The 14,387-nt window shown below is 68.4% G+C and carries 11 protein-coding genes and 3 tRNA genes; 3 read left to right on the top strand and 11 right to left on the bottom strand.

Annotation, left to right across the window (positions count from 1 at the left end; translation table 11 throughout):
• Nucleotides 1-2: 2 nt before the first annotated feature.
• A complete protein-coding gene (locus FDZ84_RS05705; RefSeq protein WP_168585030.1) occupies nt 3-992 on the top strand; it encodes an NUDIX hydrolase in 990 nt (329 codons plus the stop codon).
• Between the two features lie 374 nt (nt 993-1,366).
• On the opposite strand, the gene FDZ84_RS05710 is transcribed toward FDZ84_RS05705, so the two are convergent.
• The 3 genes from FDZ84_RS05710 to leuC form a co-directional block, all read right to left on the bottom strand.
• Nucleotides 1,367-1,981, bottom strand: coding sequence for an HU family DNA-binding protein (locus FDZ84_RS05710; RefSeq protein ID WP_168585031.1), 615 nt, complete (start codon nt 1,979-1,981; stop codon nt 1,367-1,369).
• Between the two features lie 232 nt (nt 1,982-2,213).
• Complete coding sequence (leuD, locus tag FDZ84_RS05715) at nt 2,214-2,816, bottom strand: 3-isopropylmalate dehydratase small subunit (protein ID WP_168585032.1); 603 nt, start codon at nt 2,814-2,816, stop codon at nt 2,214-2,216.
• A gap of 165 nt (nt 2,817-2,981) precedes the next feature.
• Nucleotides 2,982-4,385, bottom strand: a complete 1,404-nt coding sequence (gene leuC / locus FDZ84_RS05720; RefSeq protein WP_168585033.1) for a 3-isopropylmalate dehydratase large subunit — start codon at nt 4,383-4,385, stop codon at nt 2,982-2,984.
• 88 nt (nt 4,386-4,473) lie between these two features.
• On the opposite strand from leuC, the gene FDZ84_RS05725 reads away from it, so the two are divergent.
• Nucleotides 4,474-5,175: an IclR family transcriptional regulator gene (locus FDZ84_RS05725; protein ID WP_168585034.1), complete on the top strand. Its 702-nt coding sequence runs from the start codon at nt 4,474-4,476 to the stop codon at nt 5,173-5,175.
• 122 nt (nt 5,176-5,297) lie between these two features.
• Here the strand turns inward: FDZ84_RS05725 and FDZ84_RS05730 are convergent.
• The 5 genes from FDZ84_RS05730 to gltX form a co-directional block, all read right to left on the bottom strand.
• A tRNA-Glu gene (locus FDZ84_RS05730) sits at nt 5,298-5,373 on the bottom strand.
• A gap of 519 nt (nt 5,374-5,892) precedes the next feature.
• Nucleotides 5,893-5,965: transfer RNA gene (locus FDZ84_RS05735), tRNA-Glu, on the bottom strand.
• Nucleotides 5,966-5,998: 33 nt separating this feature from the next.
• A tRNA-Gln gene (locus tag FDZ84_RS05740) sits at nt 5,999-6,070 on the bottom strand.
• Nucleotides 6,071-6,240: 170 nt separating this feature from the next.
• Nucleotides 6,241-7,023 (bottom strand): HAD family hydrolase, encoded by a 783-nt coding sequence (locus FDZ84_RS05745; RefSeq protein WP_168585035.1) that lies wholly within the window; start codon nt 7,021-7,023, stop codon nt 6,241-6,243.
• A gap of 140 nt (nt 7,024-7,163) precedes the next feature.
• On the bottom strand, nt 7,164-8,660 hold the full coding sequence (gene gltX / locus FDZ84_RS05750; protein ID WP_168585036.1) for a glutamate--tRNA ligase: 1,497 nt from the start codon (nt 8,658-8,660) through the stop codon (nt 7,164-7,166).
• A gap of 103 nt (nt 8,661-8,763) precedes the next feature.
• On the opposite strand from gltX, the gene FDZ84_RS05755 reads away from it, so the two are divergent.
• Entirely contained in the window at nt 8,764-9,993 is a 1,230-nt protein-coding gene (locus FDZ84_RS05755; RefSeq protein ID WP_168585037.1) for an FAD-dependent oxidoreductase, read from the top strand.
• 256 nt (nt 9,994-10,249) lie between these two features.
• Here FDZ84_RS05755 and FDZ84_RS05760 read toward each other — a convergent pair whose 3' ends face one another.
• The 3 genes from FDZ84_RS05760 to FDZ84_RS05770 form a co-directional block, all read right to left on the bottom strand.
• Entirely contained in the window at nt 10,250-11,032 is a 783-nt protein-coding gene (locus FDZ84_RS05760) for a fumarylacetoacetate hydrolase family protein (protein WP_168585038.1), read from the bottom strand.
• Between the two features lie 112 nt (nt 11,033-11,144).
• Nucleotides 11,145-12,782 (bottom strand): citramalate synthase, encoded by a 1,638-nt coding sequence (gene cimA / locus FDZ84_RS05765; protein ID WP_168585039.1) that lies wholly within the window; start codon nt 12,780-12,782, stop codon nt 11,145-11,147.
• 438 nt (nt 12,783-13,220) lie between these two features.
• The gene (locus FDZ84_RS05770) at nt 13,221-14,264 is read right to left on the bottom strand and encodes a 3-isopropylmalate dehydrogenase (RefSeq protein WP_168585040.1); all 1,044 of its coding nucleotides are present in this window, start codon (nt 14,262-14,264) and stop codon (nt 13,221-13,223) included.
• Nucleotides 14,265-14,387 lie beyond the last annotated feature (123 nt).

A 14,387-nucleotide genomic window follows, 5' to 3' on the forward strand; every position in this document is an offset into this window, starting at 1 on the left:
AGATGAGCGTGACCGAGAACCAGCCGGCGCCCGGCGGAATCGACGACGAACCAGTCGACGCACCGCCTGCCCCGGTCCGGGCGGCCGGTGCGGTGCTTTGGCGCGATGGTGGCGACGGCCCCGAAGTGGCGCTGGTGCACCGGCCCCGCTACGACGACTGGTCGCTGCCGAAGGGCAAGCTCGACCCCGGCGAGCTCTCCGCGCACGCGGCGGTCCGCGAGGTGTCCGAGGAGACCGGGTTTTCCTGCGTGCTGTCGCGTTTCCTGACGCGGGTGAACTACTCGGTGCCGGAATCCAACGGCGGCCGCGCGCCGAAGGTGGTCGACTACTTCACCGCCCGGGCGGCTGACGGCGTATTCGCGCCAAACGACGAAGTGGACGAACTGCGCTGGCTGCGTACCGACCAGGCACGGGGCCGGCTGAGCTATCCGCACGACGTCGGCGTGCTCGACGCATTCGAGGAGTTGCCGGCCGAGTCCGCGACCGTGTTGCTGGTGCGGCACGCGAAAGCGGGCAAACGCTCCGAATGGACGGGCGACGACACCCTTCGGCCACTCACCGAAGCGGGACGGCAACAGAGCGATGCATTGCATTCGCTGTTGCCGTTGTTCGGCCCGGCCCGGATCTATTCCGCACCGCGACTGCGCTGCGAACAAACGGTGGCGCCGATCGCCGAAGACCTCAGAATCGGGATTGCCATCGAGCCGCTGTTTTCCGAAGAGGGCTATCTGGGCGATCCGGACGCGGGCGTCGACCTGATGCTGCGGGTGGCGGCCGGCGCGGGCCCCGCGGTGGTGTGCAGCCAGGGCGGCGTCATCCCGGACCTGGTGGCGCGGCTGGCCGATTCCGCCGGGTTGCCGCTCGGCGAGGTAGCCAGCCGCAAGGGCAGCGTGTGGACGCTGACGTTCAGCGGGGACCGGTATTCCGGCAACGGGAGCGGCCCGGCACTGCGGCTGGCCGCGGCCGACTACCTCGCGGACCCGCTCGCCTAACCGGCGAAGCGGGGAGAGCGCAGAAAAGAGACGGACGCGTCGGCGAATTTCGGTGCCGGCGAAATATTCCGCCGACGCCCCGGCTCCAGCTGACGACCGCGCCCGCACCGCACCACGCGCGCTGAGGTGCTGGACGGGCGCTGTCCGGCGCTGATCGCGCCGTGTGGGCGTTGCTCATAGCCCACGGGTGAAACTCGTGCGACCGCCGGAGATGCGGCGGTCACGGCCTTCTCATGGCCGTTTCCGGTCATCGCCTGACGTCGGGGCGATGACCGGGCGACCGGGGGAACGCCGTGAGCGGGCGGCTCGTAACCCACGTGGGGGTTATCTCGCCGCCCGCTCGGTCCACTGGTGCTCGCTGCGGAAGCCCGCGATCACTTCTTCGTGGTCTTGCGCGTCGTCGTCGCCTTCTTGGTAGCCGGACGGGTCGTCTTGGCCGCGGTCGTGGTGGCCTTGGCCGTCGTCGCCCGCTTCGCGGTGGACTTCGCCGGGGTCGCCTTCGCAGCGGTCGCCTTGGTGGCGGTCCGCTTCGGGGCCGCCTTGGTGGCGGTCGCCTTCGCTGCGGCGGCGCCGGTCGCGGTCTTCGTCGCGGCCGCCCGGGTGGTGGTGGCAGCCTTGGCGCGAGTACCGGCAGCGGCCCTGGTGACGCCCGCGGTCTTGGTGGTGGCACCACGGGTGGTGGCCGCCTTGGCAGCGGAGACGCGCGGCAGTTTCCGCTGTCCGCCCACGACTTCCTTGAACTGGGTGCCGGCGCGGAAGGCGGGCACGTTGGTCTTCTTGACCTTCACGCTCTCACCGGTGCGCGGGTTGCGAGCGGTGCGTGCGGCGCGGGCCCGCTTCTCGAAAACCCCGAAGCCGGTGATGTTGACCTTCTCGCCTTTGTTGACGTTGCGAACGATGATGTCCACAACGCTTTCCACAGCCTGGCTGGCGGTCTTCTTGTCTCCGAGGCGTTCCGCCAGAGCCTCGATAAGCTGGGCCTTGTTCACTTCAGTCCCTCCCAGGACACAACAACGGCCCCGTTGGGCCGACTCAATGTCAACGGTAAAGCCCCGGACAAACAAATGCCATTCGCCACGCCTCTTTTTTTCGTTGGGGCGTGGGCATTCGCGTCCGGGAAACGGGGTCCGCGGGGCTCCTGGAGCAACTGTTCAGTTGTCCCCCGAAGGGCGAGTTTTTCCTTTCACAACGGGAAAAACTCGCCCCCGGAAGGCTTCTCGATCAGCCCTGCCGAGCGGGCAGGGTCGCCGGTTTGAAGCTAGGGCGAGCTTGCTCAAAAGTGTCGATCGTCTCGGCGTGGCGAAGGGTCAGACCGATGTCGTCGAGCCCTTCCAGCAACCGCCAGCGGGTGTAGTCGTCGATGCTGAAGGGCACCGTGAGGTCCTTGGCGTGCACGGTCCGCCGCTCCAGATCGACCGTCACGGCGGTGCCCGGCTCGTTCTCCAAGAGCTTCCACAGCAGTTCCACATCGGACTGCTCGCACTGGGCCGCCAGCAGCCCCTGCTTGCCCGAGTTGCCGCGGAAGATGTCCGCGAAGCGGCTGGAGATGACCACCCTGAAGCCGTAGTCCTTCAGCGCCCATACGGCGTGCTCGCGCGACGACCCGGTGCCGAAGTCGGGGCCGGCGACCAGCACGCTGCCGTTGCGGAAGGTCTCGTGGTTGAGGATGAAGTTCTCGTCCGCGCGCCAGGCGGCGAACAGGCCGTCCTCGAAGCCGGTGCGGGAAACCCGCTTGAGGTAGACCGCCGGGATGATCTGGTCGGTGTCCACGTTGGACCGGCGCAGCGGGACGCCGATCCCGGTGTGCGTCTTGAACGGTTCCATCGTCACTGCTCCTGATGGGTGGGGTGCCAGTTTTCGTCCTTGCAGCGGCGCAGCCGCTTGGCCCACGCACGCACGGTGACCACCCGCGAGTCCCGTCGGGGATACCGGACCGAGGAGACGTCTGAGGTTCCGCACGGGACCACCTGCGCGAGCTGAGTTCAACTTTCAGTCGAGGTCTTCGGGGGCGGACAGGGTTCCGCGCACGGCGGTGGCCGCGGCGACCAGCGGGGAGACCAGGTGGGTGCGGCCGCCCTTGCCTTGCCTGCCCTCGAAGTTGCGGTTGGAGGTCGACGCGCTGCGCTCGCCCGGCGTGAGCTGGTCCGGGTTCATGCCCAGGCACATCGAACAACCGGCCGAACGCCATTCCGCGCCGGCGGCGGTGAAAACCTCGTGCAGCCCTTCGGACTCCGCCTGCTGGCGGACCTTCATCGAGCCGGGCACGACGAGCATCCGCACGTCCGCGGCGACCTTGCGGCCCTTGAGGACCTCGGCGGCGGCGCGCAGGTCCTCGATCCGGCCATTGGTGCAGGAGCCGAGGAACACGGTGTCCACGGACACCTCGCGCAGCGGCGTCCCGGGGGTCAAGCCCATGTACGCCAAGGCCTTCTCGGCGGCGAACCGCTCGCCCTCGTCGACGATCTGCGCCGGGTCCGGCACCTGCTCGCCCAGCGGCAGGCCCTGCCCCGGGTTGGTGCCCCAGGTGACGAACGGGGTCAGTTCATCCGCGTTCAGCGTAACTTCTGCGTCGAATGTGGCGTCGTCGTCGGTGCGCAGCGTCTTCCAGTACTCGACGGCGGCGCCCCACTCGGCGCCCTCGGGGGCGTGCGGGCGCCCCTCGAGGTAGTCGAAAGTCGTTTCGTCGGGCGCGATCATGCCGGCCCGCGCGCCCGCCTCGATCGACATGTTGCAGATCGTCATGCGGGCTTCCATGGACAGCTGGCGGATCGCTTCGCCGCGGTACTCCAGGACGTAGCCCTGGCCGCCGCCGGTGCCGATCTTCGCGATAACGGCCAGGATCACGTCCTTGCTGGTGACTCCCGGGCGCAGGGTGCCTTCGATGTTGATGGCCATGGTCTTGAACGGCTTCAGCGGCAGCGTCTGGGTGGCCAGCACGTGCTCGACCTCGGAAGTGCCGATGCCGAAGGCCAACGCGCCGAAAGCGCCGTGCGTCGAGGTGTGGCTGTCGCCGCAGACCACGGTGGTGCCCGGCTGCGTCAGGCCGAGCTGCGGCCCGACGACGTGCACGATGCCCTGCTCGGCGTCGCCCATCGGGTGCAGGCGGATGCCGAATTCCTCGCAGTTCTTCCGCAAGGTGTCGACCTGCGTGCGGGACACCGGGTCGGCGATCGGCAGGTCGATCCCGGTGGTGGGCACGTTGTGGTCTTCGGTGGCCAGCGTCAGATCGGGGCGGCGCACCGGCCGGCCCGCCAACCGAAGCCCTTCGAAGGCCTGCGGACTGGTGACCTCGTGCACCAGGTGGAGATCGATGTAGAGCAGGTCTGGCTCGTGCCCTTCACCACGGCGCACGATGTGCGCTTCCCAAACCTTCTCCGCGAGCGTTTTTCCCATCGTTGCTCCCAGTCGAGCCTGCCGAGACCCGGAAAAGGGCCTTCCCACAGAATGGACTTCCCAGATGCCGGGAAGCTAGTATCGGTACGTGGGACAGCATAGCGGCATCGGAGTACTGGACAAGGCGGTGGCCGTTCTCCAGGCGGTGGCCAGCGAACCGTGCGGCCTAGCCGAACTGTGCAGCCGTACGGGGCTGCCAAGGGCAACGGCGCACCGCCTAGCAGTGGGCCTGGAGGTCCACCGCCTGTTGAGAAGGGGCTCGGACGGACGCTGGCGCCCAGGAGCGGCCCTGGCGGAACTGGCGGGGGGAGCGGTAGATCCTCTCCTCGAAGCAGCAACGACGGTCCTGCCCAAGCTAAGGGATGTCACGGGAGAAAGCGTCCAGCTCTACAGGAGGGACGGAATGCAACGCCTGTGCATAGCAACGGCGGAACCCCCGAGCGGCCTGCGGGACACGGTGCCGGTGGGAACGCCCCTCTCGATGACGGCAGGCTCGGGAGCCAAGGTCCTGGCGGCCTGGTCGGACCCCGCAACCCAGAGAGCGGTCCTCGCGGAAGCGGTCTACGGCGAGAGAATCCTCATGGAGGTCCGCAGAAGAGGCTGGGCCCAAAGCGTGGCGGAAAGGGAGCCGGGGGTGGCAAGCGTCTCAGCCCCGGTCCGCGACGCCCAAGGCAACGTGGTGGCGGCCATATCGGTCTCGGGCCCGATCGACAGAATGGGCCGCCGCCCGGGAGCCCGTTGGGCAGCAGACCTGCTAGCAGCAGCAGATGCCCTCCAAAACCGCCTATAACCCCAACAGCGCGGTGCGGGCCAAAACCCGCACCGCCAAGAACGCCGCACGACGCCTGGCGCATTGCTAAGTGGCGGAACGAGAAGTGCCCCGCTCGCAGACTCTGCGAGCGGGGCACTTGCTGGTAGTCCCGACGGGATTTGAACCCGCGCTACCGCCTTGAGAGGGCGGCGTCCTAGGCCGCTAGACGACGGGACCGCGCAACAAGAAGAACTCTACAACACCCCATAAGCCCCTAGAACACCCACCCCCTACCGACCCCCCACCCCCCACCGCCAACACACAAGACGCACGGCGACCGCGGTCCACAAAACCGATTCCAAAAACCCAAAACCACCACCACAACCCAAGCAACCCCCAATGCCCAAACAAAATTAGCCCCAAGCCCCACCCCGAACCCCCCAAGCACCCAGATGAAGCCGGTCCGGACTCCCCAAGCCCCAGAAGACCCCACGCCAGATGCCCGAATGAAGCCGGTCCGGACTCCCCAAGCCCCAGAAGACCCCACGCCAGATGCCCGAATGAAGCCGGGCTGGACTCCCAAGCCCCAGATGGTCCGTCCGCTGGTCGGAAACCCAGACCGGGTACGCCCCAATCCCAAGGAGCAAACAAGAAAGCAACCCCCGCACCGTGGGGGGCATGGGGGGCTCGGCCCCCCAAACAAAAAACGGAAAGGGCCATATCTGCGGAATCGCAGATATGACCCTCCCACCCTTGTAGTCCCGACGGGATTTGAACCCGCGCTACCGCCTTGAGAGGGCGGCGTCCTAGGCCGCTAGACGACGGGACCGCGTTGTTGAGAGATCACGGGGTGATCTGCTCGCTGGGGTACCAGGACTCGAACCTAGACTAACTGAACCAGAATCAGTCGTGCTGCCAATTACACCATACCCCATGGTGCCGAACGGCCAGCTCCGTTTCCGATCTCCTGCGAGGAGTTCGGCTTTCGGATCGCTGCCCGCCGCGTTGATAAGAATGTTAGACCATCCCTTCAGAGGCCCGAAAATCGCCCCCCTCTGTTTGGGATCGTCGCAGGTAGCGGCGGTCGCAGCGACCCGGGGCGGCCTAGTGGCGGATCAGCTCGGCGGCGCGGTGCGGGGCCTGAGCGCCGTCCGCTCGGAAGGGTACCGCGGGCAGGTCGCTCACGAGGAGTTCCGGGAGTTCGTAGAGGCTCGTGATGCTCGGCACGCCGGCGGACGGGTCCTGGGTTCCGCCGCGGTTGAGCCAGACGCCGTGGAGGCCGGCGCGGCTGGCGCCGAGGGCGTCGGTGTCGAGCTTGTCCCCGACGTGGACGACTTCTTCGGGGCGGAGGCCAAGCTCGTCGCAGGCGGCGTGGAAAATGCGCGGGTCCGGTTTGGCGACACCGATCTCGGCCGAGATGATGAGCGCGTCAAAGGCGTCGGCGAGGCCGACGGCGGCGATCTTCTTGCGCTGGTAGCCGCTGGGGGCGTTGGTGATCGCGGCGAGCTGGAGGCCGCTGGCGCGCAGCCAGTCGAGGCAGGGCCGGGCGTCGTCGAACAGGGTCCAGGCGCGCTGCATGGCGGCCATGCGCACGGTTTCGCGGCGGGCGGCTTCGGAGGTTTCCAGTTCTTCGCCGAAGGCCGCGAAGAACGCGCTGGTGCGTTCGACGCACATCGCGTCGAAGTCGATCTCGCCGGTGACGAACCGCACGTAGTGCTGGTCCGTGGTGCGCTGCCACACCTGCCAGGCGCGGTCGGTGCCGACGAGTTCCCGCAGGGCATGCCGCGCGGCTCTGCCGCTGTCGAGCAGGGTGTCGTCGAGGTCGAGGCAGACCGCCTTGATCTGGCCGAGTTCATGGATGGTCGAAATTTCAGGCGCGGATGTCACCCCGAGAGGCTAGGCGTTCACCCGCTGCGTCCGACTCGGCCAATTTGGTGATCCTGTTGGCCTGTTTCGGTTGAGTCCGGTTGGCGGCACGAGGTCGTGGGTACGAGCGCACCCACGACCTCGTGCCGGAGCTCACTGGTTCAGCCGAGGGCCTTCCGCAGGCGTTCGAGGGAGATGTCGCGGCCGAGAAGTTCCATCGACTCGTACAGCGGCGGCGACACGGTGCGCCCGGTGATCGCCACCCGCACCGGCGCGAAGGCCTTGCGGGGCTTGATGCCGAGCCCGTCGACGACGGAGTCCTTCAGCGCCTGCTCGATGGCGGCCGTGGTCCATTCCGGCAGCGCTTCGAGGGCGTTGATGGCGGCTTCCAGGACCGGCTTGGCGTCTTCGCCGAGGGCCTTCTCGGCGGAGGCAGGTTCGGGCGCGAAGTCCTCGCCAGCGAACAGGAAGCCCATCATGCCGACCGCGTCGGAGAGCACGATCAGCCGCTCCTGCACCAGCGGCGCCGCGGCGCGCACGGTGGCGAGCTGCTGCTCGGTCGGCTCGGCCGGGAGCACGCCGCCCTGGATGAGGTAGGGCACCACGCGGTCGACGAAGTGGTCGGGCGCGAGGGCGCGCAGGTGCGCGGAGTTGATCGCGTCGGCCTTCTTCTGGTCGAAGCGCGCCGGGTTGGCGCTGACCCGGCCGATGTCGAAGGCGTCGACCATCTCGTCGAGGCTGAACACGTCGCGGTCGTCGGAGATGGACCAGCCGAGCAGCGCCAGGTAGTTCAGCAGGCCCTCGGGGAGGAATCCCCGGTCGCGATGGTGGAACAGGTTGGACTGCGGGTCGCGCTTGGAGAGCTTCTTGTTGCCCTCGCCCATGACGAACGGCAGGTGGCCGAACTCGGGCGTGAAGTCGGTGGCACCGATGCGCTGCAGCGCCTCGTAGAGCGCGATCTGGCGGGGCGTGGACGACAGCAGGTCTTCGCCGCGCAGCACGTGGGTGATGTGCATCAGCGCGTCGTCGACCGGGTTTGTCAGGGTGTAGAGCGGGTCGCCGTTGGCGCGCACCAGGACCGGGTCCGGGACGCTGCCGGCGGGAAAGGTGATCTCGCCGCGCACCAGGTCGGTGAAGGTGATGTCGCGGTCGGGCATCCGCAGCCGCAGCACGGGCTTGCGGTCTTCGGCGCGGAAGGCCGCGAGCTGCTCGTCGGTGAGGTCGCGGTCGTAGTTGTCGTAGCCTAGCTTGGGATCGCGCCCCTTTGCCTTGTGGCGGGCTTCGATCTCGTCCGGGCTGGAGTAGGACTCGTAGAGCTCGCCGGCGGCCAGCAGTCGCTGGGCGATGTCAGCGTAGCTGTCGCGCCGCTCGCTCTGCCGGTAGGGGCCGTAGGGTCCGCCGACACCGGGGCCTTCGTCCCAGTCGAGGCCCAACCAGCGCAGCGCGTCGAGGATCGCCTGGTAGGACTCCTCGGTGTCCCGGCTGGCGTCGGTGTCCTCGATGCGGAACACCAGGGTGCCCTTGTTGTGCCGGGCGAACGCCCAGTTGTAGAGGGCCGTGCGGATCAGGCCGACGTGCGGGGTGCCGGTCGGCGAGGGACAGAACCGGGCTCGGACGGGCCTGGCGTCGACTTTTGCTGCGGCTTCTGGCGTGCTCATAACACATCAAGCCTAGCCACCCGCCGTCGGCGGTTGACGGGCGCATCCGGGCAAGGCATCCTGAATTTATTCAACGACCGTTGAAAAACTGGAGGGGATCGCAATGGAGCGAACCACCTGCTGCGTGGTCGGCGGCGGACCGGCGGGGATGGTGCTGGGGCTGCTGCTGGCCAGGGCCGGCGTCGAGGTGACCGTGCTGGAGAAGCACGGCGACTTCCTGCGGGACTTCCGCGGCGACACGGTGCACCCCACCACGCTGCAGCTCCTCGACGACCTGGGCCTGGCCGAGCGGTTCGCCGAACTCCCGCAGCGCCGCCTGAACCAGGTGCGGCTGCCCATCGGCCAGGCGGGCGAGCTGTTCACCTTCGGGGACTTCAAGTCGCTGAAGGTGAAATACAACTACATCGCGATGGTCCCGCAGTGGGACTTCCTGGACATGCTGGCCGACGCAGGCAAGCAGGAGCCGACGTTCACCCTGCGGATGAACACCGAGGCGACGGAACTGATCCGGGAACGCGGCCGGGTCAACGGGGTGCGCTACCGCACCACCGACGGCGAGACCGGCGAACTGCGCGCCACCATCACGGTGGCCTGCGATGGGCGGAAGTCTTTCGTGCGCGAGATGCCGGAGCTCGGCCTGCAGGACTTCCCTACGCCGATGGACGTTCGGTGGTTCCGGATTCCGCGGCAAACCGGCGATCTGGCGGGCGGCATCGGCCTGATCCGCGAACGCACCTTCACCGCCATGTTCGACCGCGGCGACTACTTCCAGGTCGCGTCGATCATCGGCAAGGGCACCGACGCGGAGGGCCGCAACCGGCCCATCGAGGAGTTCAACGAGCGCCTGGTCCGCTTCTTCCCCTGGCTGGCCGGGCGGGACCTAGTGCAGAGCTGGGAGGACGTCAAGCTGCTGCACGTGACCCTGGACCGGTTGCGCAAGTGGCACGTGCCGGGCCTGCTGTGCATCGGCGACGCTGCGCACGCGATGTCACCGGTCGGCGGCATCGGGATCAACCTGGCGGTGCAGGACGCCGTCGCGGCGGCGCGCCACCTCGCCGAGCCGCTGCGCAACGGGCGTTTGGAGCGCAAGCACGTGGCGGCGGTGCAGCGGCGGCGCTGGCCGACCACGGTGCTGATCCAGCGGCTGCAGCGCATTATTCACGAGAACGTGATCTCCCCGGCGCTGCGCGGAGAAATCGACTTCGGCAGCACCGCGCGCCTGCCGCTCCCCCTGCGGGCGGTCTCGAACGCCCCGTGGCTGCGCAGGATCCCCGCGTACGTCCTCGCCTACGGAGCGGTCCGCGAACGCCCGCCGAAGGCGGCCCTCCGCTGACGACCGGGCCGTGGAAACCCGCAATTTCCATTGAAATCGAAGGTCCGATTTCAATGGAAATTGCGGAGACCGGGTGGTGCCTGGGGTTCCGGTACCCGGATCGGCTGCGCGGAAGAACGGGCCCGAAAACCCGCTCTACCCCTGCACTATCTCCGCACTATCCCTGCAATAGCCCGGATCTAGGCCCGCACTATCCCTGCAATAGCCCGGATCTAGCCCCGCACTATCCCCGCGCTATCCCAGATCTGGCCCGGCTCTATCCCTGTTGGACGGGATTGGTGAGGGTGCCGAGGCCGTCGATGGACACCGACACCTTCTGGCCCGCCTGCATCGGGCCCACGCCGGCCGGGGTGCCGGTGAGGATCACGTCGCCGGGCAGCAGCGTCATCACCCGCGAGATCCACGAAACCAGCGCCGCGACGTCGTGCAGCAGCAGCGAGGTGCGCGAGTCCTGCTTGAGCTCGCCGTCCAGTTCGGTGCGGATCCCGAGGTCCGCCGGGTCCGCCGCGGTGTCGATCCACGGGCCCAGCGGGCAGAACGTGTCGTAGCCCTTGGCCCGCGTCCACTGCCCGTCGGCCTTCTGCTGGTCGCGCGCGGTGACGTCGTTGGCGATCGTGTAGCCCAGCAGCACCTCGGTGCCGCGGGCCTCCGGCACGTCTTTGCACGGCTGCCCGACGACGGCGGCGAGTTCGCCCTCGAAGTCCACCCGCTCGGAGTTCGGCGGCAGCTTGATGGCGGCGTTGGGGCCGATCACCGAGGTGGACGGCTTCATGAAGATCACCGGGTTCTCCGGTGGTTCCGAGCCCATCTCGCGGGCGTGCTCGGCGTAGTTCTTGCCCACGCAGATGACCTTCGTGGGCAGGATCGGGGCGAGCAGCCGGACATCGGCCACCGGCCACTTGCGACCGGTGAACGTCGGGTCGCCGAACGGGTGCTGGTCGATCTCGACCGCGAGCACCTTCTCCTGCGGTGCGGCCGGATCCGGCTCCAGTGCGACGAAGGACACCCCGTCGGAGTGGGCGACACGTGCCAAGCGCAAGACGAACCTCCGGGATCAACTGCGGACTTCGGGTGAGGGGCACCCATGACAACAAACATACTTGGGCCCGGGTGCCCCTCACCCATTCCCCGGCCGGGGCACAGCGACGCGATCAGCCGCGGGCGCTGATCGCGTTGCGCCGCAAGGCCTTGTACACCAGCGCGTCGCAGAGCGCGAGCCAGCTCGCTTCGACGATGTTGCCGTGCACGCCCACAGTGGTCCACTCCTCCTCGCCGTCGCGGGATTCCACGAGCACCCGGGTGACCGCGTCGGTGCCGGGGGCGTCGATGAGGATGCGGACCTTGTAATCGGCCAGTTCGACGGTTTCCAGCCACGGCAGGTGCGGCACCAACGCCTTGCGCAGCGCGGCGTCGAGGGCGTTGACCGGCCCGTTCCCCTCTGCGGTGGCGATCACGCGCTCCCCCACGACGTGCACCTTGACCGTAGCTTCGGAGACCACGTCGCCGTCCGAACGGTGGTCTAGCACCACCCGGTAGGACTCCAGCTCGAACGGCGCATCGACCGGCTCGCTGCCGGCCGCGACGGCCATTTCCCGGCGCAGCAACAGTTCCAGCGACGCGTCGGCCGCTTCGAAAGACCAGCCGCGGGCTTCTAGCTCCTTCACCTGGCGCACCGCCCCCGTGACGGCGGCCGGCGACTCGGTGAGGTCGAGACCGAGCTCGGCGCCCTTGAGCTCCAGGCTGGCGCGCCCGGCCATTTCGGTGACCAGCACCCGCATCCCGTTGCCCACCACCGCCGGGTCGATGTGGTTGTAGAGCTCGGGGTCCACTTTGATCGCGCTCGCGTGCAGCCCGGCCTTGTGCGCGAAGGTCGACTGGCCGACGTAGGCCTGGTGCGTGTCAGGTGCCAGGTTGGCGATTTCGGCCAGCGCGTGCGAAACCCTGGTCAGCTCGCGCAGCTTTCCCTCCGGCAACACCGGCATCTCCAGTTTCATGGCGAGATTGCCGATCACGGCGAACAGATCCGCGTTCCCCGCCCGCTCCCCGTAGCCGTTGGCGGTGCACTGCACGTGCGTCGCACCGGCTTGCACGGCCGCGATGCTGTTGGCCACCGCACATCCGGTGTCGTCCTGGCAGTGGATCCCGACGCGGAATCCCGTGCGCGATACGACTTCGCCGACCGTCTCGGCCAGTTGCAGCGGCAGCTGCCCGCCGTTGGTGTCGCACAGCACGACGACGTCGGCGCCCGCGTTCGCGGCGGATTCCAGCACGCGCAGCGAGGTGTCGGGGTCGAAGGCGTAGCCGTCGAAGAAGTGCTCGGCGTCGAGGAACACCCGGCGCCCCTCGCCGACCAGGTAACGCACGGTGTCCGCCACCATCGCGCAGCTCTCGGCCACATCGGTGCGCAGCGCCCGCTCGATGTGCCGCCGGTCCGATTTGGCCACCAAGGTCACCACCGGGGCCCGCGAATCGAGCAGGGCCCGGACTTGCCGATCTTCGTCCACTTTGATCCCGGCGCGGCGGGTGGAGCCGAAGGCCACCAGCGCGGCGTGTTCGAGATCGAGTTCTCCGGCGGCGGCGCGGTGGAAGAATTCGGTGTCCTTGGGCAGCGCGCCGGGCCAGCCGCCCTCGATGAAGCCGACGCCCAGGGAGTCCAGCAGCCGCGCGACCGCCAGCTTGTCGGTGACCGAATACGAAATTCCCTCGCGCTGCGCGCCGTCCCGCAAGGTCGTGTCGTACAGGTGGAAGTCGTCGCCCAGCGGCGTTCCGGCCGGGTTGGTGCGGGTCACTGGTTTTCTCCCGTCGGCGTCGGAGATGGATTGCAGCGGCAGCGCAGGCAACAAAAAAGACCCCCCGCGGATGCGAGAGGTCAGCGCGCCGGGGTGCGGAGTCGTCTACCCGGCGCGCTCGCCAATAATGATCACACTGCGGAAAGCCACGCACCTATGCTGCCACAATGCACCACCGGATCACCAGATGACCACGAATTCCCAGCATCCGGACGTGACGTCAGGACCTGCCGTCCCAGGAACCGGGTTACCCGTTGGCGTCGCTTGCTGGACGAGCTCGAGCAGAAGGTGGAGAAGCAGCAGGCGACACACCTGCTCCCAGCCGCCGGTGTTGTCGTCGACCGCGTCACTCGCGTTTTGGTGCGACTCGCCGGTTGCACATCGGGCCGGCGAAAAGGGCGCCCCGACCGGGACGCCCTCCTCCACTTCGAACTCCGATCAGGCCTGCGGAGCGACCTCGCGGGAGGAGACCAGCGCCGCGAGGCGGTCGCCGACCGCGAAGGTGGCACCCGGGGCCGAGTGGTCGCGGGTGGCCAGGTCGAACGCTACCGACGCCTCGACCCGCTTGGCGGCATCGGTCAGGCCGACGTGGTCGAGCAGCATCGCGACCGACAGCACCGCCGCGGTCGGGTCCGCCACGCCCTGCCCGGCGATGTCCGGCGCGCTGCCGTGCACCGGCTCGAACATGCTCGGGTTGCGCCGGGTGGCGTCGATGTTGCCGCTGGCGGCCAGCCCGATGCCGCCGGTGACCGCGCCCGCCAGGTCGGTGATGATGTCGCCGAAGAGGTTGTCGGTGACGATCACGTCGAACCGGCCCGGGTCGGTGACCAGGTGGATGGTCGTGGCGTCCACGTGCTGGTAGGCCACGGTGACGTCCGGGTACTGCAGCGAGACCTCTTCGACCACGCGCGACCACAACGATCCGGCGTGGGTGAGCACGTTGGTCTTGTGCACCAGCGTCAGGTGCTTGCGCGGCCGGGAGGCGGCGCGGGCGAACGCGTCGCGCACCACCCGCTCCACGCCGAACGCGGTGTTGATGCTGACCTCGGTCGCGATCTCGTGCGTGGTGTCCTTGCGCAGCAGGCCGCCGTTGCCGGCGTACGGACCCTCGGTCCCCTCGCGCACCACGACCATGTCGATCTCGCCGGGGTCGGCCACCGGGCTCTTCACGCCCGGGTAGAGCCGGGCCGGCCGCAGGTTCACGTGGTGGTCGAGCTCGAAGCGCAGCCGCAGCAGCAGGCCGCGCTCCAGGATCCCGCTGGGCACGGACGGGTCGCCCACCGCTCCGAGCAGGATCGCGTCGTGCTGCCGGAGTTCACCCAGGACGGACTCGGGCAGCAGCTCCCCGGTCGCGTGCCAGCGCGCGGCTCCCAGGTCGTATCGAGTGATCTCGGTATCCGGCACGACCTCGCCGAGCACCTTGAGTGCCTCGGCAATAACCTCCGGCCCGATCCCGTCGCCGGGGATCACAGCGAGCCGCATCTACACACCTCCCGAGAACCACCCCGACCCGCGGGGCTCGAACTGTTGAGCCGAAGGCTACCGGCAGGGCTGCGGGCAGCGGCACGCCGGGCCCACCAAGTGGATGAACTGTCCCGGGGAGTG

This window comes from Saccharopolyspora sp. ASAGF58, assembly GCF_012277335.1.
Taxonomy (GTDB): Bacteria; Actinomycetota; Actinomycetes; order Mycobacteriales; family Pseudonocardiaceae; genus Saccharopolyspora; species Saccharopolyspora hattusasensis.